This is a genomic window from Saccharopolyspora soli (assembly GCF_022678645.1).
In the GTDB taxonomy this organism is placed as follows: Bacteria; Actinomycetota; Actinomycetes; order Mycobacteriales; family Pseudonocardiaceae; genus Saccharopolyspora; species Saccharopolyspora soli.
The window spans coordinates 1-22,101 of record NZ_JALBWV010000054.1; the positions used below are offsets into that span (position 1 = coordinate 1).

Below are 22,101 nucleotides of genomic sequence, written 5' to 3' on the forward strand. Positions count from 1 at the left end.
CACCCCGCGACATCTCCGACCACGCCTACGTGTACGGCACCTACACCATCACCCCCGCCCACCAACCACATCACTGACCGAAAAGAGCCACAGCGTGGACCCCATCGACTCTCACCCGGCCACCTACCCAGAGAACCGGGCCAGAAACGGATCCGCCTCGACGTCACCAGGACGCACGATCCGTCTGATCTCCTTCGGCTACCGGCACGGCCCACCACCACGAGCAGACCGCACCGAAGACCTCCGAGAGCAGCTACGCGACCCCGCCGCAGCCGACGACATCCTCCACCTCACCGGCCGCGAACCCCGCGTCCAACACATCGTGCTCAACACGCCCGGAGCAGTCGAACTGCTGGACAACCTCGTGGCCTACGCCAGACTGCCCGCGCCACACCCCCGCGTCATCGCACTCGGCTGCGCCGGCGGCAAGCACCGCGCCCCCAGCCTCACCGAGGAACTGGCCCGCAGACTCCGGAAACACGGCCACGTCGTGGAAATCGAACACCTCCATATCGACGAACCGATCGCTGACAACCTGGCAGGAACACCATGAACCCGCGTCCCCACACCGTGTGTGACGCGACCGGTCACCAATCGTCTCGTCCACCGCGACGTGTGGACCGCCGTCTGCCTTGGCTATTGGTGGTGTGTCTGGTCGTCGCCGTGCTGTCGACCGCTGTTATCACGGCCAGCCAGATCGCGCCCATGCTGCCGGGCAAGCCCGGCTACACGAGCGTGCCGAACGCATGCGAGTCCGTCAGCGACACGTCCCTGCAGCGGGCCTTCGGCGACCGCCTGCCAACGGTGACCGAGCGGGATCACGACGCCAGCGAGCGGCAGCAGAATTCTCAGTGCGTCTGGCGAACCGAGGGCAGCATCAGTCAGATCGGCACCGGCAGATTCGGCCGACTCGACACCCATTTAACGACGATGTTCGACGAAGACGGCTACCCCAACGTCGCTACCGTCGACGACGCGCTGCGGCGTCTGGCCCACCAGCCACACGCAACGCACCGCGCCGTGCTCGGTGCACACGCCGTGGTGGCCCACGACGACCAGAAGGTTCGGCTCACCGCCTTCCGCGCCAACCTGATCGTCGCCGTCACCTACTCCGCCGTGCACGTAGACCTGGGCAACGTTCAGGAAACCCCACTGCCCGCCACGGAACTCGACGCCGTGGCCCATCAGATCGCGGCAGACGTCCTCGCCACGGCAGGCCAGCCGCACGCGTGACCAGTCCCGCACCTGGGCATGGGCCGCAGCACCAACACGACCTCGCCGCGGTAGCGGACACCGCACCCGAACACGATCCCGACCCCGCTCCTCCCTCATCCACGTTCGTCCGCTCCCAGCCAGCCACCAACCCGAGTCCGACAGGGTCCTATGGGACGAACTCGCGGCCCTCCCTCGGCGACACTCCCGATTCCTGAGCTCCCCCTCTACGCCAAGGCGGCGCTTGTTCACCGAACGTCCGGTCCAATGAATCAGAACACGATCATCACGGTCATGAGTCACTACGTTCACTACGAGACGAAAGAACAGGGACGCTGGCCGGGCCTGGTCGACATCATCCGCGCTGTCGGCCCGGACGTGCTGCTCGTGCACGAGGTCGACTGGCTGGCCGACCCCGACGAACCTCCGCACGCCGAAACCCAACTGGACATGCACCTGGCCGTCACCCCATCGAAGCACCCCAACACCGCCGCCGCGGGGAACCCCACCATCGTGTCTCTTGTGGACGGTGACACGAAGCATTCGCTTGATCTCCACCACGGCTACTGCGCCCCACACCACGAACCGTCGCCGCCGCGCTCGCGCTCCTCAACACAACGACCTGCCAATAGTCCGGTAAAAGCACCAGCCTCATCGAACGACTGGCGCTCGAACTCCGGGAACGAGACCACACCGTCCACATCGAACACTGCCCCAGCGACAAACCGAGAGTGACAACCCCATGACCAACGACGCCGCCAGCGTCGGATCCGCAGAGCATGACCACGGCACCGCACCCGAGGCCACCCAACGACTACCACGAACTCCTGCTGGAACTCGTCGAACCGGCGGATCCCGTAAAACGCCTCACGCAGCACCAGCGGCGCCCACCAGTCCCCCAGCAGATCCATGGTCCGCGCGATCGAACACGGCCACCGCGCGAAGGATGTCCTCTTCATGGACCTATCGTAACCGAGTCTTACAACGAGACCCAGCAGGTTACAGCCTTGACTGCTCGCGTGGTCCCCGACGCTCGATCCGTGGGCAACTCAGGCGGCACTCGGCTGGTCATCCGGATGTGGTGGTCGGGGGTGTCGAACTGCCCCGACCACCACAGGTCGCAGGCCGAGCACCGATTTCATCACCGGTTCGTACGGAGGAAATCGGCCGCCCGTTCGGCGATCGAATAGACCGTCGCGTTGGTGTTGGCCGACGGGATGGAGGGCATGACGGAGGCGTCGGCCACACGCAGTCCCTCCACCCCGTGGACGCGCAGACGGGTGTCCACGACTGCGGAGTCGTCGTCGCCGATCCGGCACGTGCCCACCGGGTGGAAGTAGGTCAGCAGACTGCGCCGGATGTAGTCGCGCGCTTCGTCCTCGGTGCTCACATCGGGTCCAGGCAGCACTTCTTCGCCTCGCCATTCCTTGAAGGCGTTGGCCTGTCCCATTTCACGGGCAAACCGCAGCCCGGCGGCCATGACATCCACGTCGTGCGAGTCCTCGTAGTACCGGGGATCGATCCGCGGGCGCGTAGCGGGATCACTCGACCGCAGCCGGAGTGTGCCTCGGCTACGTGGGCGCATCGCGGAGAACACGACGGCGTAGAGCCCGTCCGGTCCGGGCAGGGCCGGCCCGTACAGCGGGATGTCGGAGAACAGGAACTGGAGGTCGGGTCCGTCGAGTCCGGGCTCGCTGCGGAGCAGGCCGATCACGCCGCTGTGATTGTGCTCCATCGGCGGCATCGGTCGCGTCGGACGATAAGCGATCTGCGACAAGGAATGGTCCTGCAGATTCAACCCGACCCCGGGCAGATCGCGGACCGGGTCGATGCCCATTTCCCTCAGGTGTTCCTGTGGTCCCACACCTGACAGCAGGAGAAGCTGCGCGGATCCGACCGTGCCTGAACTCAGCACCACTTCATGTCGACACGAGGCAGTGAACGCATCACCGCCGATGCTGTACTCGACCCCGGTGGCGCGGCCGTTCCGGATGACGATCCGGTGCGCGAGCGCGCCGGTGATCACGGTGAGGTTGGGGCGGTCCATGGCGGGCAGGAGGTACGCGTCCGCCGCGCTCTGCCTCTTCCCGTCGACGATGTTGAGGTCGGAGCGTCCGAAGCCTTCTTCTGCCCCGCCGCTGATGTCGGTCGCCGCCCGGTGCCCAACCTCGACCGCGGCGGCCAGGCCGGCTTCCATGATCGGGTGCAGCGGATCGGCGGGCCCGGGAGTCAGCGGTCCGCCGATGCCCCGAAGGGAAGGGTTCCGGTCCGGCAGGTTTTCACTACGCTGGAAATACGGGAGCAGGTCGTCGAATCCCCATCCCTTCACTCCGGCCGAAGCCCAGGCGTCGTAGCTGGAGCGATGTCCTCGCAGGAAGAACATCGCGTTGATCGAGGAGGAACCGCCCAGGGTACGTCCGTGCGGGAAGGGCAGCGACATCCCGTTGGCGTGCTGGACCTCTGTGGTGTCGGCCCAGTCCGCTTCGGTGCCGAACAGCATCGGCCATGCAGGCGGGACCGCCGAGATTTCCGGAGTCTTCTGCTGACCCGCTTCCAGGAGAAGCACGTGCAGGCTCGGATCTTCCGACAGCCGCGCGACCAGGACGCAGCCGGCCGTTCCCGCGCCCACAACAATGAAATCATATTCACTCATACTGGTTTGTCCTTATCGGATGCTGGACGAGTCGTGGGCCGCGCTCAACGGGAGGTTCCCCTGTGGACGGCATCCAGGATGACTCGCGTGATGGTGTCGGGATGCGTGACGAGTGAGAGGTGTCCGGAGTTCACTTCCGTCGTTCGGGCCTTCATTCTGGCGGCGACGAAGCGTTGCAGCTCCGGTGACGTTGTGCGGTCGTCGGTGGTGATGACGTAGCTGCTTGGTTTGGTCTGCCAGGCGGCGACGGTGGTCCTGGTGGTGAAGAGGTCTTGTGCGACCCTCCCCTGGACGGCGTAGAGGACCCGAGCTCTGGCGGTGGACACACCGTTGGCGAAGTCGTTGAGGAACGCGGCTTCGGTCAGGCGACCGTAGCCCTCGTCATAGACCAGTCCCGCATTTGCGGGGGCGCTGGGGAACCGCGACGCGAGCGCCGGGTAGTCCTCGCCTGCCATCGGCGCTCGCGCGGAGAGGTAGACCAGCGAGTCGACGTTCGGGTGGTCGCCCGCCTGGCTGATCACTGACCCGCCATAGGAGTGTGCCACCAGGACGGTCGGCCCGGGTTGCCGGTCGAGCACGCGTCGAGTTGCGGCGACGTCGTCATCCAGCGAGGTCAACGGATTCTGCACCGAAGTGACGGCCACGCCGAGCGCCTGTAGCCGCAGGATGACATCCGACCAGCACGAGCCGTCGGCATAGGCGCCGTGCACAAGAACGACGGAACGGCCTGACGCCTTGCTTGCTGGAGCGGCCGTGGCAGGGTCGGTGGTAGCCAAGGTGAGTCCTGCCGCGCTCAGGACCGCGATGCCCGCGAAGGACCGGCGGCTCACCGTGCACGGTGGTGTCGCCGTATGCGGGTGTGTCATTGCCCAAGCTCCTTTGTCATGCGCCCATACCCGAGGTTCGCTCCGTCAAGTCCCACAGTGAGCGGCGGGCATGCGCATCCGTCGGATGTCCACTGCTGCGCGGGGCGGCATGCTCGAACGGACAGTCATTCGACAGTCCGGGAACTCGGCCTCGACTCACGTCTCGATCGGCCGAGTGGTGACCGGTAGCACTGCCAGTGCGTTGATGAGCAAGCCCGGCTCCGCCGCCGACTGCCAATCGGAGTTCCGGGAGCTGGGTGAGCAGGCTGGTCAGGGCGATGCGCGCCTCCAGCCGAGCCAGCGGCGCGCCGACACACAGATGGATGCCGTGGCCGAAGGCGAGATGCTTGTTGGGTGAGCGTGTGAGGTCGAGCGTGCCGGGCTCGGACCAGGACGTGGCGTCCCGGTTGGCGGCCAGCAGGCCAACCACCACCGTGTCGCCCGATTCGATGGTCACATCGCCGATGTCGAACGTCTCCACGGCGACGCGGAGCGTGGTGGTCTGTAGTGGACCGTTGATGCGCAACAGTTCCTCGACCGCGGTGGGCACCAGACCGGGGCCGGAACGCTGTTCCTGCCAGCGTTCGCGTTGGGTCAGCAGCTGGTGGATGCCGTTGCCGATGAGGTTCACCGTGGTCTCGTGACCGGCCACCAGGAGCAGGTAGACCATCGAGGTGAGTTCGTCCTCGGTGAGCTGATCGTGGCCGTCGCGCGCCACGACGAGTGCCGAGATCAGGTCATCGCCCGGTTGTTCGCGCTTGACCGCGATCAGTTCGCGAAGGTATTGGACGAACGCGGTGACGGCCTCGGCATAAGCCTTGGCTCCGATCAGGGAGGCATTGACGTCGGCCCAGGACCACTCGCGGAATTTTGCCCGCCCGCCGCGGGGGACACCGAGCAGCTCGCAGATGACCGCGATCGGCAGCGGACAGGCGAACTCCGCGATGAGATCGAATCCCGGACCCTGCACGCGCTGCACGAGTGGGGCGAGCAGTTCGTCGGTCAACTGCTGGATTCGTGGTGCGAGCGCCTCGACCCGTCTGCGGGTGAACGCGGCGGCCACCAGCCTGCGCAGCCGGCGGTGCTCGGGCCCGTCGACGTTGAGCAGGTGGTTGTTGACAGCGGAGTTCAGCACCGGGTCCAGTTGGTCGGCGAATGGCGGCCCGATCTCGGCCAGTCGCGGGTCGAGAAGAGCCGCGCGTGCTTCCTGGTAGCGGGTGACCAGCCATGCGGTTTCGCCGTGTGGCAGAACCACTCGGTGTACCGGCCCGGTCCGGCTCAGCTCGTCGTAACGGCGATGCCGCTCGGACACGTCGTTCGCCAGAAAGAATGGCGCCGGCACGCCACTACCAAACACGTGGTCAACCTCCAGAAACACCTGGGCTCTCTGCGCCGAGGTGCCCACTATCCACATCGGACCCGGCCAGCGTGCCGCAGTCCGGCACCCGACGGCGTGGGCTTTCATCCATTGAAAGAAATCCGGCACGGTACCGGCCGCGGAGATAGCGTGACGGCCCTGGTGATTGAGGGTTCAATGAATGTGGGCGGAGCGTGAGCCGGTGGGCTACGGCGACCCTTTCGCATCCGGCACTGCCGGTGCTCTGGTGGGACGCGCCGCGCAGGTAACACGGATCTGCGACTTTCTGACCGCGACCGACCGGGGCGGGGCACTCCTGCTCTCGGGGCAGGCCGGAGTGGGCAAGACGGTCCTGCTCGACGCCGTGGCGCAGGCCCTGTCCTCGACCGGAACACGAGTCCTGCGTGCGGCCGGCGTCGAGTTCGAAGCCGACGTGAGTTACTCCGGGCTGAACCAGTTGCTCTTCCCCCTCTCCGACGCGTTCGATGAACTGGACGGCGCGCACCGCGATGCCCTGCGGACCGCGCTCGGTTTCGACGGCGGACCACCGCCTGACCGGCTCGTGGTGTCCAGCGCGACGTTGACGCTGCTGCGCCGGGTCGCCACCGACGCCCCGCTGCTCCTCGTCATCGACGACCTGCCCTGGGTGGATCGGGCCAGTGCCACGGTGCTGGGCTTCGTGGCACGCAGGCTGGGCGGCGGTCGTGTCGGTTTCCTCGGTGCCCTGCGCTCGGGCAGCAACACCTTCTTCAACCACGGCGGGCTGCCCGAATACGAGGTGCCGTCGCTGGACAGTGAGTCGTCGCGGACACTGCTCGACGGGCGCTTTCCCAACCTCGCCGAGCGGGTGCGTCAGCGGCTTCTCGCCGTGGCCGAGGGGAACCCGCTCGCGCTGCTCGAACTGCCGACGGCACTGAGTCGGCAGCAGCGGGTGGCGCTGGAGAACCTTCCGGTGGTGCTGCCGCTCAGCCAGCGACTGCAAGCCCTGTTCGTCTCCCGGGTCGCCAGTCTGCCCGCCGCCACGCGCCGCCTGCTGCTGCTCGCGACGATGGACGGAACCGGTGACCTCTGCGTGCTGCAGGCGTCGGCGCGGCAAGCAGGCTACGACGCCGATCTCGACGATCTCGCCCCTGCCGAGCAGGACCGGTTGGTCAGTGTCGACGAAGGTACCCGGCGGCTCGTCTTCCGCCATCCGCTGATCCGTTCGGCCGTTGTGGAGGCCTGCACCAGCGCCGAACGGCGCGCGGCCCATCGCGCGCTGGCTCAGGTCCTGGCGGACGAGCCCGAGCGCCGGGCCTGGCACCTGGGTGAAGCTTCCGTTGAGCCGGACGAGCAGGTGGCCGATCTGCTGGAGCAGGTCGCGCACCGTATCGCCGCGCGCGGAGACGCCATCGGAGCAGTGGCATCGCTGGTCCGAGCCGCCGATCTGAGCCCCCTCGGCACGGACCGGGCGCGGCGGCTGGCCGAGGCCGCGTACATCGGCGCCGACGCGACCGGCGAACTACGCGGGGCCTCCGCCCTACTGGACAGTGCTCGCCGGGCCGACCCCGAGCTGACCGGCTCCCTGCACTCGGCGGCGACCGCCGTCTACCTGATCATCAACGGTGACGGCGACATCGACACCGCCCACCGGCTGCTGGTGGACGCCATCGAGTCCGGCAACCACGGTTATGACGCCAGCGACAACAGCCTCATCGACGCGGTCCACCTGCTGCTGCTCCTGTGCTTCTTCGGCGGCAGGGCGGAGCTGTGGGCGCCGTTCTACACGACTGTTGGCCGCTTGCGACCGGAGCCGCCCACCCTGCTGGCCGTCGCCGGCAAAACCTTCTCCGATCCGGCCCGTACCGGAGTCTCCGCGCTGGAACAGTTGCAGTCCATCCTCGGCGAACTTCCCGACGAGACCGACCCCGGGCGGATCGTGCGGATCGGCACCGCGTCGCTCTACCCCGACCGGCTGGCTGACGTCCGGGGTCCCTCCTGGAAAGTGGTTCTCCAGGGACGGGACGGCGGCCCCGCCCGCAGACACATCGGCGCGCTCATGCACCTGTGCCTGGACGACTATCTGACCGGCAGGTGGGACGAGTGCGTCGAGCTGGCCGACGAAGGGCTCCAGCTGTGCGATGACTCCGGCTACGAGTTCTTCACCTGGTATTTCTGGTACTGCCGAGCTGTCGTCGCCGCGGCCCGTGGGGACGACGACACGGTCGAGCGCCGCACCGATCAGATCATCCGCTGGGCGACGCCCCGGGGAGTCGAGACAGCTCTGCACTACGCCCGGCAGGCACGCACCATCGCCGATCTCGGGCGGGGCGAATTCGACAGCGCCTACCAGCACGCGACGGCGATCAGCCCCGCCGGCGCGCTCGCCTCACACGTGCCGCATGCCCTGTGGGTGATGCTGGACCTCGTCGAAGCCGCGATCCGCACCAATCGCCACGCTGAGGCAGCCGCTCATGTGCGCGCCATCCAGGAGGCCGGCATCGCGGCGCTTTCCCCACGGCTCGCCCTGCTCGCCGGCGGCGCGGAGGCGCTGTGCGTCACCGACGACGAGGATGCGATACGACTGTTCGACACGACACTGGCGAAGCCGGGCCTTGAGCGGTGGCCCTTCGACCTGGCCAGGGTGCGGCTGCTCCACGGCGAAAGGCTGCGCCGGGCAGGGGCGAATGCGGATTCCAGAGGGCCGCTGAGTCTGGCCTACGATGCGTTCACCGTGCTCGACGCCCTTCCGTGGACGGAGCGCGCGTCCCGGGAGCTACGAGCCACCGGATGGACCCCGCCGAAGACCGCCGCTGCGGACGGCACGGTACTCACAGCGCAGGAGCGGGAGATCGCGGAACTGGCCGGATCCGGCCTGACCAACAAACAGATCGCCGCGCGCCTCTATCTCTCGCACCGGACCGTCGGCGCGCACCTGTACCAGATCTTTCCCAAGCTCGGAATCACCTCCCGGGCCGCGCTCCGCGACGCACTCGTGGCCTTGGACCAATCGCCGGTCACCCGTCCGCCGGCAAGCGGCCGAGGTTGACCCGCGGTGGGCGGCTACCTTTCGGGCTGTCCACCAGTTCCGCGATGACCCTGGCTGCCCTGGCGATCTCCGTGTCGGCGACGGCGCCCGCCGCGAGGGCCACGTCCACCCGGTCCGCCAGGCCGGGGTACCGCTTCTCGTAGGCGTGGGCAGTCTCCACGTCGTCGGGGCGAATCAACTGGGGGTGCTGACCGGAATCGTCCAGGAGCGAGCCGGAAACCACGATCGAGGTCTCGATTCCGAAGCCGGTCAACTCTTTCGCGTAGCTCGCCGCGAGATGGTCGATCACCGTGACCGCTTCGGAGTGCAGGGCGAGATAGGGGCTCACCTCACCGTGCCGCCCCAAGGGCACGACCCAGACCAGGAGCCCGTCCTGGCGTGCGCGCATCAGCGGTAACACAGCTCGGTTCACCCGCTGGGCAGACAGCACGTGGGCGTCGTAGATCCGCGCCAACTGGTAGGGCGTGAAGGACTCGACAGGCCCCCTCGGCACCGATCCCACGGTGTGGATCACTACGTCGATCTGGCCCGCTTCCCTTGTGGCATCGCTTATCGCGGCGGAGACCGAGCGTTGATCGGCAACGTCGAGCGCGAGTGGACGCAGCCGTGCGTCCTCGCGTGCACGCCCATCCAGGATGCCGGAGGGCGGACCTGATGTTGACCCGAAGCCTGCGTAGGCGGTGTGCCCGGCGAGCGCCAGCGCCTGCGCGACGGCTGCCCCGAGGCGGCCAGCCGCGCTGGTGACGAGAACGGTCTTCGGCATCATGCTCCTCGGTGGATCTCCGACAGGCACGACCCGCGCCTGACCCAGTGCAGTGTCGGCGTTGAGCGGTCCTCTTGCCTGAGTCAAACGACTGGTTGTACGACTGCGGCGCACACTGTGGTGATGGACTGTCAAACGACTGTCCTGTGTGGTCAGCCGACGCGGGTTTCCGATGGCCAATCGACCGATGCGGACGTGGCCGGTTCGAGGAGACGCTGGCGAAGCGCCGCGGGATGCGGCGAGATGTTCCTCCGCACGATCGCGAATCGCGCGTGCCCTACCCGAGTGGACATCCTGTCCGCCCGCGACAGCCAGTCTCCAGGGAGCAAACCATGTTTCACCGCAGAACCTTACCGATAGCCATCACCGCGACCGCGGTCGTCCTCGCCGCCAGTGTGACCACACTCGCGTCGGCGACGCCCGCCCACCACACCACCCCGGCAACCACGGCCCCGACGACCTCAGCTCCCAAGCCGACGATCGTCCTCGTCAACGGAGCCTGGTCCGACTCGGCCAGTTGGAGCGGCGTCGTCAAACGCCTGCAGGACGCGGGGTATCCGGTCGCCGCCCCACCCACCGAACTGCGCAGCCTCTCCGGTGATTCGGCGTACCTCGCCTCCTACCTCAGGACCATCCAGGGCCCCATCGTCCTGGTCGGCCAGTCATACGGCGGATCCGTCATCACCAACGCCGCCACGGGCAACGGCAGTGTCCGGGCCCTGGTCTACATTTCGGCCTTCGCACCGGACGTAGGGGAGAGTGCCGCCGCCCTCACCGCGAAGTTCCCCGGTACCCACATCACCGACGACCCCAACGCACCCGTCCCCACCGCGCTTTCCCCAGTGCCCTTCACCCAAGCCGACGGCAGCACCGGAATCGACCTGTACGCCAACGCAGACCAGTACCGGGACGTGTTCCTGAGCAATCGTCTGGACAACGCGGACTCCTCGGAACTCGCCGCCACCCAGAGCCCCGTCACAGCGGCTGCCCTCGGCGATCCATCCGGCCAGCCTGCCTGGAAAACCATCCCGTCGTGGTATCTCGTCTCCGACGACGACCACCTGATTCCGCCTGCGGCAGAGCGTTTCATGGCCACGCGCGCCCACGCCCGCACCATCGACGCCGACACACCCCACGCCGCACAGGTGACCAATCCCGGGATCGTCACCAGTCTGATCGAACAAGCCGCCACAACGACCCGCTGACAACGAATATCAAATCCCGCGCCGCCGGGCGTCCCGAGAACTCGGGACGCCCGGCGGCGTCATCGGGCAGTGTAGAATTCAACTGTCGAATTCGTTGGGGCCCGAGGAGAAGGGGAAAAGGATATGCCTAACACGCCTGGCATGTCCGTTACCGGCAAGGTCCTTGCGTTGCTCGGTGCGTTCTCTCACGAAACCCGGGCACTGACGCTCACCGAACTGTCGAGGCGGACGGGGCTGTCGTTGCCCACTGTTCACCGTCGTGCTGCCGAACTGGTTCAGTGGGGAGCACTGGAACGCGGACTCGACGGCCGCTACCGGATTGGCCTGCGGCTGTGGGAGGTTGCCTCTCTCGCGCCGCGCGGATCCACCCTGCGCGATGCCGCGCTGCCGGTGCTACAGGACCTCTATGACAGCAAGAAAGAACAACACATCCATCTCTCGGTGCGGGACCACCTGGAAATTGTCTTCCTGGAGCGGCTGAGCACACCCAACGCCCCGCAGGCCGAAACCCGGGCCGGTGGCCGGTTCGGCGCCTTCGCCACCGGAGCCGGATTGGTGCTGCTCGCTCATGCACCTGTTGAAGTGCAAGAGGAATATCTGAGTACGCGGCTATACCGGTATACCGCGAATACCGTCACCGACCCTGCCCGGATCCGCTCCGTTCTGACCGGGATCCGCAGGAACGGGTATTCCACCAGCGACAGAATGCTGAGGTCGGATATCCAGTGCGTCGGTGCGCCGGTCTACGGAGTGGACGGTTCGGTGGTGGCCGCTGTGTCCGTGTGTTTCCAGGCAGGCAGCCAGCCCTTCCGGGCGGCCGCTCGTTCTGTTCAAGCAGCCGCCCGGCGCGTTTCCCACGCGCTCCGCTGACGAAACCTTCGCGCCCGCTGGATCAGGCGTTGAGGAATTCCAGCGCCTGCCGCACGAACAGTTCATGGTGGTGGAAGATGCCACCGTGGCCGGAGTCCGGGTAGATGCTCAGTCCGGCGTTGGGCAGCAGTCGTGCGAGGTGGAACGAGCTGATCGTCGGCACCATGATGTCGTTGTCGCCGTTGACGACGAGAACGGGCTTGTCCACGTTTCCCAGACCGGCCGGCGAAGTACCCTGCTCCCATTTCGCGGCTGCGGCCAACTGGGCGCCGATAGTCTCGTTCGACACGGGCGTGTCCCGGTCCTGCGTGCGCTCGTCCAGGCGGGCGAGGAAGGCGGCCGCGGCGGCCTGGCCGGCAGGCGACGGTGAGAAGAACAGCGAATGCTTGGGATGCTTGCCTTCGGCTTCCGCCTTCGCGAAGGCGTCTTGCAGGACTGCGCCCCACGCGGCGGCACCTTCGTCGCCTGCGGGAGCGGTGCCAGCCAGAATGCACCGGCGAACCACGTCGGGCCGCCGCTGCGCGATCACCTGGGCGACCATACCGCCCAGCGAGAAGCCCATCAGGTCGACCGTGCTCAGGCCCCGAGCGGCCAGGAAGGCGATCGCGTCGTCGGCCATGGCCTCGATACTGTCCGGGGTCGTGCCGCCGGAACTGCCGACCCCACGAAGATCCACCATGATGACCCGCCGCTCCGTCGCGAAGCCGTCGATCACGGCCGGGTCCCAGTCATCGAGCACCGCGGTGATGTGGTTCAGCAACAGTATTGGAAGGCCGGTGGCCGGGCCCACTTCGCGGTAGGCGAAGGGAATCCCGTCCACCTGAACGGTCTTGGTGGTGGCTTCCTTGTTGGTAGCAGACATTTTCTGCCCTTCTGTGACGGCGTCTGGTTTCAGCCAGTGTCGGGCGCATCGGGATCGGCCCGCATCAGTCAAATGCCTGTGCGGGCGACTGGTCGATTCCCGAAACTGGGCTGCCTGGATCGTCTGCGCGATCAGGGTGGCGACGGTCATCGGGCCGACGCCACCAGGGACCGGTCATCCAGCCCTCTAGCCTCGTCTCGAATACTGCGGTGGCCTTGTCCAGACGCCGCACCTCGGACGCCCGCACCAGATGCGCGGCCCCCAGACCAACCCGTCAGCCGATCCGAACCTCGGGTTACGCCGGATACAACCTCGTTGCATGGTGGACTATTCGGACGGCTGGCTCCAGCGTAGTCGTCACCCTTCCACCGATAATCGTCCACTTTGACTGGTCGGCCGAAGTCCGGGGAACTGATCGTTTTTCCCGCACTGATACAGATCCCGACGTGGTGGATGTTGCCGGGTGTGCCGTAGAAAACGAGATCACCGGGTGCCAACGGCCCGTCCTTCGGCACCCGCGGGCCGGCGTTGCACTGCTCTTGCACAGTTCTGGGGAGGTTCATCCCGGCTGCCTGGCAGGCGGCCATCGTCAGGCCTGAGGAGTCGAAGCCGCCGTGACCGTGGAGTGTTCCCGAGGGACGTGTCATGGATGCTGTCGAGATGGTGGGTCAGGTGAGAATCGGGACCTGCCAGGCGTCGTAGCCGTAGACGTCCTCGCTACTCAGACCGGAGCTCGTGCCGCGGAGGAAGTCGTTGGCGCGGGAGCCGCCCTGCACCGCGCTCGTACGAGGACGGCGCACCTCGCAGGAGACCCAGTAGTGCACAAGGTGCCGGTCGCCGCCCCACCACTTCGCCGACACCAGCGGGGTGTCGGCAACGCGGTCGCCTGGGACGATCCCGCGGTAGGCGACCAGACCGGAAAACACCGCCTCCCGTCGCCCGAAGAGGGTTTCCCGGACTGTCGAATGAATGCCGTCCGCACCAACCACAACGTCTGCCGTGGCACTGCTGCCATCACCAAAGTGGACCTTCAGTCGGTCCCCGACCTGATCGAAGCCCACTGCGCGGTGCCCAAGATGGATGTCCCCGACAGCGCTGAGCAGCACATCGTGCAGGTCCCCACGATGTACATGCAGGTATGGCGCTCCGAACCTGTCCTCCACCTCGTCATCCAGCGGCAGACGGAGCGACATTTCGCCGTCCGTGGCGTCGAAGCTGCATCAGGACTCGGGACGACAAGCGATCGTCGAAATCTTCTCCAGCAGACCCAGCCCGCGCAGTGCCGCGGTCGCATTGGGCGCTAGTTGTAAGCCCGCGCCCACCCTGGCGAGTGCTGGAACCTCCTCGTGCACCTCGACCTGCGCACCGATCCCCCGGAACGCAACAGCGGTGGCTAACCCCCCGATGCCGGCGCCTACCACCACGACGCGCATGGGAGCGTCCCTTCTGATCATGCGAACCTCCCAACCAGCGAGGCATGAGGAAACTCGGTCAGGGCTCGTTCTGCCTGTCGGCGACCAGCACGTGCAGCAGGCTCGATGAGATCCGCGTCGACAAGGGCGACTCCGCCGTTCTCGAAGACGCCACCCAGGTCGCCACGATCCGGCGTAATGACCCGGACCACGCAGCCCAGCCCCCTGAGGAGTTCGACCTCCCTGGTCAGGGCATCGGTGAAGAGCGGGGCGAGAACGAGAACCCCTGCCTCGTCGGTGCCGATCCGGCTGGCGGCAACATCCGCATTCGTCATTGAGCGAACGCCTCCATCGACGTAAAGCCGATGGGCTATTTTCACGGGTGGGGCCACGCCCGGGGCTGCGGTCGATGCGGCGACCGCGGCCCCCAGCGGTATGCCGTCGTTGGCCGACCAGACAGCTATCCTGTTGCTTGGCAATGCGACAGCGGTAATTCGCAGCATTTTCGGCCAGCCACCAGACGGTAGCCAACGCGACCAGAGTTGGTCGGCGGCGTCGAGGTCAACGTGGTCGAAAGTCATTTTACGGCTATTTGCATGCCAGGCTGCTCGGTCCGCTAGAGCAGCGGTCGCCTCGTCAAGGCTTGCTCCTGCGCCGAGCCAGGCGCCAACGACCGAGCCAGCTGAGGTTCCTACGATCTGTGGCACGTCCGTGAGCGAAAGGCCGTCAGCCATCAGGCCGGAAACTGCTCCGCCAAGCCACGCACCGCCAACCGGACCTCCCGCGCCCAGGACCAGTGTGTGCACTGGAAATCCCTTCACGTCGGCACCTCACCATTCAGTGCGTGGTGGTGAACGTCGAGCCGGCTGCCATCGTTTGAGGAAGTATCATCGCTAACGATTTGCGCATCCGAAACGGTCGGCAAACCCAGCGGAGCCCTCGAATAACCCCGATCCCGCCTCGCCCCGGAGGTCGTGCACGGGATCGTGGACAACCATTGGTTTTCCTTCATAGGTGATTTCTCTCTTCCGCCGGTATCTCGGCGCCCACCTGGTCAGCCCGGATTTGCGCCAGGCCCGTGACGCGGGCCGAACTCAGTCGCGCGGCCCCTCGCCGCCGCGCCCATCCGGGTCGTAGTGCAGCTGGTAGCGGCCATATCGCTCCCGACCGATCGCGGCCAGCGCCGCCGGCACCGGGTTCGGGTCCTGAAGGAAAGGCTCTTCCTCGTCGCACGGATGCTGCCAGGTGGCGAACCCGAGCGCGATCTGATTGATAGGATCGTCGAAGTGGATCGAACGGCAGAAGCCGTGGTCCAAATCGAACTTGACCTCGACACCGTTGTCCTCCAAGAGCTCCTTGGCCTTCCGCAGCTCTGCCGTGGAAGGAACGGTGATCGCGAGATGATTGCCAGCGCCCAGCAACGAGTTATCGACCGGCACCTCCGCGTCCTTGAACTCGAAGAACGCGATGGTGTCCCGCTCGCCGATCCGGAAGAAGTAGTGACGACTGCCGCCGAGGTTGCCCGGCACGGCGCCCGGGAACGGGTCCGGGTTCGGCAGCTGAAGGGTCACAACCACCGGGAACCCAAGAAGACCGTTATAAAACTTCACGGTCTCGTCCATGTTGTTCGTGACGAAAGCCATATGGTGGCAGCCGGTCGTTCGGACGCGCATGTCGTCTCCCGTTCATCATCTTCGATGACCCAGACGGTCGCCTCATGGCAACATGGTCACGCTAGTGCTATCTTATTTCTAAGTCAACAAGATTCGAGGGTCGCTCTACGTCCTGGATGCCAGCCCACTCGCGTGATCTTCTTTCGCACCACTGAGCCAAATGCGCGTGAGGTAACTGGGCCGCAGGTACTTTCGTCACGCATAGGTCCGGGGGGTTGCCGTGCAGACCTTTGCCATCGCCGGTTTGACGATCGAGTCGGGCGACACGGTGGTGGTGGGCGCACTGGCGGCCAACCGGGACGCCATGTCGTGGCCCCCAGCCAGAAACGCCCGACTTCACGCGGTCACCCAACAAACATCTCGCGTTGGGCCACGGTGTCCGTCTGTGTGTCGGTGCACCGCTAGCTCTGCGCACCCGACTCCCGGAGCCGCGGTCGGCGGTGACGCCGGCGGAAATCGCGGCAGAGCCGGGTGCTCATCAATGCGTTGGCAGCGTTACCAGTCACCACCCGGCCGATCTTGGCCTGACTCAAGACCGAGTCGGAAAAGTCCCCTGCGCACGGAATTCGGTTGGTGTCTGCTTCGTGTGTTGGCGAAAGAACTTCGTGAACACCGTGGCCCCGGGGAAACCTACCCGCTGGCCGATCGATGCCGCGGTCAGATCGGTGTGAATGAGCAGGCGCTTGGCTTCCAGCAGCACACGCTCGTCGATGAAGCGTTTGGCGCCACAACCCACTGCCGCCTGACTGGCCCTTGTCAGGGTCCGCACGCTGTACCCGAGCTGCGCGGCATAGTCCGCTACGCGGTGCGTATCGGCGAAGCCTTGCTCGACTGCGGCCTGAAAGCGCGCGAACGCATCTCCGCCGATCGGATCTTGATACATACCAGGGACGGCCGCCAGCTGCAGTACGAGAGCCGCCAGCAGGTGCCGCAGCAGCTCCACCTGCATGTCCGATGGTCTCACGGCCCACTGCACATAGGCACCTTCAAGCAGGTCCAACGTCTGCCAGAGGGTGTGCCGTTCGGCGTCGGCCAGTACCGATGGCGGCTGCCAGACGCCTCGGTCGACTCCGGCGTTCTCTGCTGTGGTGCTGTCGAGAAAGCCGGGCAGGAACAGTACGACCCGGCCCTGGGCGGCGGAGAGGTCCGAGTCGTAGCGGTGCAGTTGTCCGGGCCGGGCCCACAGCCAGCTACCGGGGCCTAGTTCGCAATCCGTGAAGTCCAGCGAGCATCGCAGTGTGCCGGACCGTACCGCGATCAGTTTGTGAAACCCAGGACGCTGGAGCTCGTACGGGTCGACGCCATGCCCGGCAGCTCTCGCCACCAGCCCAGGGAAATCGACCACCTCTACACCCGGTGGCGCTCCGACGCCGGCGCGATACGGCAGCTCGGTGATCTCACGCTGTCCGTTTTTCACCACGTTGTGTCTCCAAAAGTCGAGTAGACACCCTTGGCGCATCATAGCCTCGACTTGTTTCGACCGAAAATGTCAAGGAGCCGACAATGCGACTGATCGTGGCCATGACCGGGGCGACCGGCGCCGTGCTCGGCGTACGACTGCTGGAGCGCCTGCGTGCGATGCCGGACGTGGAGACGCATCTGCTGATTTCTCGTTGGGCGCGCTCCACGATCGAATTCGAGACCGGCCTCAGTGTGCGTGAGGTCGGCGCTCTCGCCGATTTTGTGCATCCACCTGACGACCAGGGTGCCGCGATCTCCTCCGGTTCCTTCCGGGTCGACGGCATGGTCGTTGTGCCGTGCTCGATGAAGACCCTGGCCGGTATCCGGGCCGGATACGCCGACTCCCTGATCGGCAGGGCCGCCGATGTCGTACTCAAGGAGCGTCGACAGCTGGTACTGGTGGCCAGGGAGTCACCGCTGAGCGAGATCCACCTGGAAAACATGCTCGCCCTGGCCCGAATGGGCGTGCAGATCGTGCCGCCAATGCCGGCCTTCTATCAGCGTCCCTCCTCCGTGGAGGACATCGTGGAGCACATCGCTGTCCGGGTTCTCGACCAGTTCGATCTGCCCGCGCCGGAGGCTAAGCGCTGGCAGGGCATGCACGCCGCAAGGACTTTGAGCGTCTGACCCCCCAAGGAAATCGATATGCCTTATGACGACCTGCGCAGCTTTCTGCACGCCCTGAACGAAGAGGGTCAGCTCCTGCGTGTCACCGACGAGGTACGGCCCGAACCCGACGTGGCCGCGGCGGCGAACGCCGCAGCCCGGATGGGGGATGCCGCACCTGCTCTGTACTTCGACAACATCACTGGATTCACCGATGCTCGCATCGCCATGAACGTGCACGGCTCATGGGCCAACCACGCGCTGGCCCTCGGACTATCCAAACAGACCGGTGTCGAGGACCAGATCCGGGAATTCGTCCAGCGCTGGGATCAGTTTCCCGTGGCCCCGGAGTGGCGGGCCGATCCGCCGTGGGCGCACAACACCATGACCGGCGCCGATGTCAACCTCTTCGAGGTGCTGCCGTTGGTCCGTCTCAACGACGGCGACGCCGGTTTCTACATCGACAAAGCAGCCGTCGTTTCCAAAGACCCCGACGACCCGGACAACAGCGGCAAGCAAAACGTCGGCATTTACCGGATCCAGGTCAAGGGGCGCGCGAGATTGGCACTGCAACCAGTACCAGTGCACGACATTGCGCTGCACCTGGGCAAGGCCGAGGAACGAGGGGAAGACCTCCCGGTTGCCATCGCCATCGGCAACGAACCGGTGATCTCCATCGTGGCAGCCACGCCGATGCGTTACGACGAGAACGAATACGAACTGGCCGGCGCCCTGCGCGGCGGGCCGGCACCAATCGCCACCGCGCCATTAACCGGGCTTCCGGTCCCGTGGGGCAGCGAGGTCGTGATCGAAGGCGTGGTCGAAGGGCGCCAGCGCGAAATCGAGGGACCGTTCGGTGAATTCACCGGCCACTACTCGGGCGGCAGGCGGATGCCGATGATCCGGGTCGACCGGATCTCCTACCGCACCAAACCGGTGTTCGAGCATCTCTACCTGGGCACGCCCCCGACCGAGATCGATTACCTCATCGCGGCCAACACCTGCGCTCCGCTCTATCGTCAACTCAAGGCCGATTTCCCGGAAGTGCGCGCGGTCAACGCGATGTACACCCACGGGTTGGTGGTGATCGTGTCGACGGCCAAGCGATACGGCGGCTTCGCCCGGTCGGTAGGCCTGCGGGTACTGACCACCCCGCACGGGCTTGGCTACGCGGCCACCGTGATCGTGGTGGACGAGGATGTGGATCCGTTCAATCTGCCGCAGGTGATGTGGGCGCTGTCGACGAAAATGAATCCCGCACACGACCTCGTCGTCGTCCCGCACTCGCCGGTGATGGAACTCGCGCCGCAGGCAGACATACCCGGTGTGGTGGACAAGTTGATCATCGATGCGACCACGCCGGTGTCTCCCGACAACCGGGGCAATTACGGCAACCAGGTGCACGACCTGCCCGAAGCGGCGGAGTGGCTGGCCAGGCTGCGGCAACTCGCCGCGCAATCGTGAGGAGATCATTCCATGCAACGGAAGTGTCCGCGCTGCGCACACGATGTCATCGACCTGCTGTACACCTCACCGGTCGCCGGATCCTGGGAAGTGCTGCAATGCCAACGATGTCTGTACGGCTGGCGCACCAGCGAGCCCGCACGCCGCACCGAGCCCGGCGCCTATCCGGACAGCTTCAAGATGTCGCCGGAGGCGATCCTCAGCGCACCCGAGATTCCGTCGATACCCGCGCTGTGATCGAGGCCATGAATCAACGCCCTTGTCCGAAGGAAGGACCAAGTCGATGAACGCACTGGTATTGGGCGGCGGCGGTCCCGTCGGCGCCTCGTGGACGGCAGCCCTGCTGGATGGGCTGGGAGCCGCCGGACTGCCACTGGGCGAGTCCGATGCAGTGGTGGGCACATCGGCCGGCGCGGTGGTGGGCGCCTGGCTGACGATCCAGCCGGACGGTCTGCCTGAACTACCCAAGCGGATGCGTGCGCGGGCAACCTGGCATGCCGACAACGCCCGATCCGGCCGGGGCGACAAGAGTCTTCTGCAACGGATGGCGGCAGGATCCGGGCGGGACAGCGATTCCGCACGGAGCATCGCTCAGTCCGCGATAGCGGCGATACCGCCGGTGTCGGCGGATGAGGCGGAGGCGTTGTGGAAGGCGGCTCTGCCCGATGGAGCCTGGCCGCGCCAGCTGCGGGCGGTGGCGGTGAACGCCGACACCGGGCTCGCGCACGCGTGGTCGGCGCAGGACGGCATTTCGCTGGCTGTCGCCGTGTCGTGTTCGACAGCGGCGCCGGGTGCCGCGCCACCGGTCGCGGTAGCCGACTCGGTCTGGGTCGACGGCGGCGTGCGCTCCGGCACGAACGCCGATCTGCTCATCGACTTCGACGGCCACGAGTCCGGGCCGGACAAGGTACTCATCGTGGCGCCCATGCCCTCCGACGATCTCGCGCGCGAGCAGGCGATCCTCCACGAACGCGGATACCGCGTCCGCGTCGTCACCGCGGCCCCCTTCTACACGGCGCCTACCGACCTGCTCGATCCGCATTTCGTCGACGTGGCGGCAACGGCCGGAGCAAGCCAGGCACGCGACATCGCCGCCGACCTTCGGACGTGGTGGAGCGACTGACAGGCCGGTTGTCCCGACACACGTGATCTGGTGGCGGCACGCCGAGTGTGCTGCGCCCGGGGCCGAACGGGCCGCACCGGACGTCGACCTGATCGGCGTCGGTGGCAACGCGGCGCACGGGCACCGGTTACATGTTCACGGTTGAGCCTGCTGCTGTCGAAACGAGCCAAGGCCGAGGAACGCGACGCCGCACACCGCAGGTGAGTAGCGCCGAGGCCCGGCGAGCTGGTCCAGAAAGCTCGCCGGGAAGGCCAGCGCGGACAACGCAATCCAGGCCGTCGCCCCAAGGGAACCAGCGGTGATCGCGGACGGTTTCGCGGCGATGTCCTGGCGGGTAACGGCCGGCCCATTGTTGTCAGGGCCATGACGTGAGAACGCCCTCAGCTCTGGCACCCAGGACATCGGGCAGGCAAATCACGGAAATGCGGGCTCGCCGCGGTAATTGACTCCATAGCGGTGGAATTGCCCGGTCGGTGTCCCGGTGCTATCGCCCAGCCGCCTCACGTCCGGTGCTGAAGGATACTTCGCCGCTCTCACCGGGGGCGAGGACGAAGTCGTGCCGGAGGTCCCAATAGGGTTCAGCACGGTCGGCGGCCGCCAGCCGGCGGGGATCGTCGATCCGCTCGTAATGCACCACGAGCGACGATTTCACACCGAATACCGCGTCTGTCCACAGGTATTCGTCATCATCCGTGTAAAGCTCGGTAACGATCGTCCGGTATCCGTCGGCGGTGGCAATGACATGGAAATGCGCCGGCCGCATGTTGTGGCGGTTCGTAACCCTCAACAGGTCACCGACCGGCCCATCCGCAGGAATGGGATAGCTGACCGGCTTGACAGTCCAGAGGTCGTACGCTCCGGTTTCGTCCGTGCGGAACCGGCCTCGGAGGTTGTAGTCCGGCTGCAGGGGATCGACGTTCTCGTACAAGCCATTGGCGTTGGTGCCCCACACATCGAGCTCGGCGCCCGCAATCGGCTCGCCGCGCAAGTTGAGCACCTGGCCGTGGATGTGCGCGGGTTCACCGTCCTCAGAGCCGCCACGGGAAATGTTCGCCCCGTTGGGCTCCAACGGGGATCCGGCGCGGTAGAACGGGCCCAACACGCTGGTCTCGAGTGCACCATCAGGCACCTCGGCGGCGATCGTGTCGACGACCATGGTCATACCCAACACGTCGGACAGCAGGATCAGCTCGTGCCGAGCCTCGTCGCTGATCTCGCCGCATCGTCGCAGGAAGTCGGCTGCCCCGAGCAGTTCGTCCGGTTGCAGGCGGACTTCTCGAGCGAAATCGTGCGCGTGCCGGATGAGCGAGGTGAGCACGACCCTTGCACGGTCGGCGCCGGTGCCCTGGATCGCTGCGAGCACCTCCGCGGTGATCTGCTCGCTCGTCGTCGAGGTCCCGTGTTCATGGTCCGCCATCGTCGTACTCCTTGTCTTTTCCAGCCAATTGGTTCAGCACCGTGGGTGTAATCCACGACGACAAAGCGAATCGCACAACGCCGTAGCGATCCACGGGTTCAGCAGGCGTCCGACCGGAGGGAACCCCAT

The 22,101-nt window shown here is 66.2% G+C and carries 20 protein-coding genes and 4 pseudogenes; 12 read left to right on the forward strand and 12 right to left on the reverse strand.

Annotated elements, in window-relative coordinates:
* Positions 1 to 94: 94 nt before the first annotated feature.
* The 3 genes from MOQ72_RS32180 to MOQ72_RS32190 all read left to right on the forward strand — a co-directional run bounded on the left by MOQ72_RS32180 (position 95) and on the right by MOQ72_RS32190 (position 1,947).
* Positions 95 to 553 (forward strand): RapZ C-terminal domain-containing protein, encoded by a 459-nt coding sequence (locus MOQ72_RS32180; protein WP_242189524.1) that lies wholly within the window; start codon positions 95 to 97, stop codon positions 551 to 553.
* A 92-nt stretch (positions 554 to 645) separates the two neighbouring features.
* On the forward strand, positions 646 to 1,233 hold the full coding sequence (locus tag MOQ72_RS32185; RefSeq protein ID WP_242189525.1) for a hypothetical protein: 588 nt from the start codon (positions 646 to 648) through the stop codon (positions 1,231 to 1,233).
* A gap of 273 nt (positions 1,234 to 1,506) precedes the next feature.
* Entirely contained in the window at positions 1,507 to 1,947 is a 441-nt protein-coding gene (locus MOQ72_RS32190; protein ID WP_242189582.1) for a hypothetical protein, read from the forward strand.
* 92 nt (positions 1,948 to 2,039) lie between these two features.
* Here MOQ72_RS32190 and MOQ72_RS32195 read toward each other — a convergent pair.
* From MOQ72_RS32195 to MOQ72_RS45350, 4 genes and pseudogenes are all read right to left on the reverse strand, one after another.
* Positions 2,040 to 2,171, reverse strand: a pseudogene (locus MOQ72_RS32195) (winged helix-turn-helix transcriptional regulator); the annotation flags it as partial.
* Between the two features lie 182 nt (positions 2,172 to 2,353).
* Complete coding sequence (locus MOQ72_RS32200; protein ID WP_242189526.1) at positions 2,354 to 3,865, reverse strand: GMC family oxidoreductase; 1,512 nt, start codon at positions 3,863 to 3,865, stop codon at positions 2,354 to 2,356.
* 44 nt (positions 3,866 to 3,909) lie between these two features.
* Positions 3,910 to 4,731, reverse strand: coding sequence for an alpha/beta fold hydrolase (locus MOQ72_RS32205; protein ID WP_242189527.1), 822 nt, complete (start codon positions 4,729 to 4,731; stop codon positions 3,910 to 3,912).
* Between the two features lie 16 nt (positions 4,732 to 4,747).
* Entirely contained in the window at positions 4,748 to 6,043 is a 1,296-nt protein-coding gene (locus tag MOQ72_RS45350) for a cytochrome P450 family protein (protein ID WP_242189528.1), read from the reverse strand.
* 247 nt (positions 6,044 to 6,290) lie between these two features.
* On the opposite strand from MOQ72_RS45350, the gene MOQ72_RS32215 reads away from it, so the two are divergent.
* Positions 6,291 to 9,116: an ATP-binding protein gene (locus MOQ72_RS32215; protein WP_242189529.1), complete on the forward strand. Its 2,826-nt coding sequence runs from the start codon at positions 6,291 to 6,293 to the stop codon at positions 9,114 to 9,116.
* On the opposite strand, the gene MOQ72_RS32220 is transcribed toward MOQ72_RS32215, so the two are convergent.
* Positions 9,085 to 9,879 carry an SDR family NAD(P)-dependent oxidoreductase gene (locus MOQ72_RS32220; RefSeq protein ID WP_242189530.1) on the reverse strand — a complete coding sequence of 265 codons (795 nt, stop codon included), beginning with the start codon at positions 9,877 to 9,879 and terminating at the stop codon, positions 9,085 to 9,087. The genes MOQ72_RS32215 and MOQ72_RS32220 overlap by 32 nt on opposite strands.
* A 332-nt stretch (positions 9,880 to 10,211) precedes the next feature.
* On the opposite strand from MOQ72_RS32220, the gene MOQ72_RS32225 reads away from it, so the two are divergent.
* Both MOQ72_RS32225 and MOQ72_RS32230 read left to right on the forward strand, forming a co-directional pair.
* Positions 10,212 to 11,084 carry an alpha/beta fold hydrolase gene (locus MOQ72_RS32225; protein ID WP_242189531.1) on the forward strand — a complete coding sequence of 291 codons (873 nt, stop codon included), beginning with the start codon at positions 10,212 to 10,214 and terminating at the stop codon, positions 11,082 to 11,084.
* 141 nt (positions 11,085 to 11,225) lie between these two features.
* Positions 11,226 to 11,954, forward strand: a complete 729-nt coding sequence (locus MOQ72_RS32230) for an IclR family transcriptional regulator (protein WP_242189532.1) — start codon at positions 11,226 to 11,228, stop codon at positions 11,952 to 11,954.
* A gap of 22 nt (positions 11,955 to 11,976) precedes the next feature.
* Here the strand turns inward: MOQ72_RS32230 and MOQ72_RS32235 are convergent, their stop codons facing one another.
* The 3 genes and pseudogenes from MOQ72_RS32235 to MOQ72_RS32245 form a co-directional block, all read right to left on the reverse strand.
* Entirely contained in the window at positions 11,977 to 12,966 is a 990-nt protein-coding gene (locus MOQ72_RS32235; protein WP_242189533.1) for an alpha/beta fold hydrolase, read from the reverse strand.
* A gap of 182 nt (positions 12,967 to 13,148) precedes the next feature.
* Positions 13,149 to 13,436 (reverse strand): annotated as a pseudogene (locus tag MOQ72_RS46010) (C40 family peptidase); the annotation flags it as partial.
* Positions 13,437 to 13,484: 48 nt separating this feature from the next.
* The gene (locus MOQ72_RS32245; RefSeq protein ID WP_242189534.1) at positions 13,485 to 13,742 is read right to left on the reverse strand and encodes a hypothetical protein; all 258 of its coding nucleotides are present in this window, start codon (positions 13,740 to 13,742) and stop codon (positions 13,485 to 13,487) included.
* A gap of 39 nt (positions 13,743 to 13,781) precedes the next feature.
* Here MOQ72_RS32245 and MOQ72_RS32250 point away from each other — a divergent pair, with 39 nt between their 5' ends.
* Positions 13,782 to 14,120: a hypothetical protein gene (locus tag MOQ72_RS32250; RefSeq protein WP_242189535.1), complete on the forward strand. Its 339-nt coding sequence runs from the start codon at positions 13,782 to 13,784 to the stop codon at positions 14,118 to 14,120.
* Between the two features lie 173 nt (positions 14,121 to 14,293).
* A complete protein-coding gene (locus tag MOQ72_RS32255) occupies positions 14,294 to 14,566 on the forward strand; it encodes a hypothetical protein (protein WP_242189536.1) in 273 nt (90 codons plus the stop codon).
* A 36-nt stretch (positions 14,567 to 14,602) separates the two neighbouring features.
* On the opposite strand, the pseudogene MOQ72_RS45775 reads toward MOQ72_RS32255, so the two are convergent.
* From MOQ72_RS45775 to MOQ72_RS32265, 3 genes and pseudogenes are all read right to left on the reverse strand, one after another.
* A pseudogene (locus MOQ72_RS45775) lies at positions 14,603 to 15,049 on the reverse strand (patatin-like phospholipase family protein); the annotation flags it as partial.
* Between the two features lie 273 nt (positions 15,050 to 15,322).
* Positions 15,323 to 15,901 (reverse strand): VOC family protein, encoded by a 579-nt coding sequence (locus tag MOQ72_RS32260; protein WP_242189537.1) that lies wholly within the window; start codon positions 15,899 to 15,901, stop codon positions 15,323 to 15,325.
* 529 nt (positions 15,902 to 16,430) lie between these two features.
* A complete protein-coding gene (locus MOQ72_RS32265) occupies positions 16,431 to 17,321 on the reverse strand; it encodes an AraC family transcriptional regulator (protein WP_242189538.1) in 891 nt (296 codons plus the stop codon).
* 71 nt (positions 17,322 to 17,392) lie between these two features.
* On the opposite strand from MOQ72_RS32265, the pseudogene MOQ72_RS32270 reads away from it, so the two are divergent.
* The 4 genes and pseudogenes from MOQ72_RS32270 to MOQ72_RS32285 form a co-directional block, all read left to right on the forward strand.
* Positions 17,393 to 17,989, forward strand: a pseudogene (locus MOQ72_RS32270) (non-oxidative hydroxyarylic acid decarboxylases subunit B); the annotation flags it as partial.
* A gap of 18 nt (positions 17,990 to 18,007) precedes the next feature.
* Positions 18,008 to 19,432 carry a non-oxidative hydroxyarylic acid decarboxylases subunit C gene (locus tag MOQ72_RS32275; protein ID WP_242189540.1) on the forward strand — a complete coding sequence of 475 codons (1,425 nt, stop codon included), beginning with the start codon at positions 18,008 to 18,010 and terminating at the stop codon, positions 19,430 to 19,432.
* A gap of 12 nt (positions 19,433 to 19,444) precedes the next feature.
* Positions 19,445 to 19,669: a non-oxidative hydroxyarylic acid decarboxylases subunit D gene (locus MOQ72_RS32280; RefSeq protein WP_242189541.1), complete on the forward strand. Its 225-nt coding sequence runs from the start codon at positions 19,445 to 19,447 to the stop codon at positions 19,667 to 19,669.
* 46 nt (positions 19,670 to 19,715) lie between these two features.
* Positions 19,716 to 20,555, forward strand: a complete 840-nt coding sequence (locus tag MOQ72_RS32285; protein WP_242189542.1) for a patatin-like phospholipase family protein — start codon at positions 19,716 to 19,718, stop codon at positions 20,553 to 20,555.
* A gap of 484 nt (positions 20,556 to 21,039) precedes the next feature.
* On the opposite strand, the gene MOQ72_RS32290 is transcribed toward MOQ72_RS32285, so the two are convergent.
* A complete protein-coding gene (locus tag MOQ72_RS32290) occupies positions 21,040 to 21,972 on the reverse strand; it encodes a dioxygenase family protein (protein ID WP_242189543.1) in 933 nt (310 codons plus the stop codon).
* Between the last annotated feature and the right edge of the window lie 129 nt (positions 21,973 to 22,101).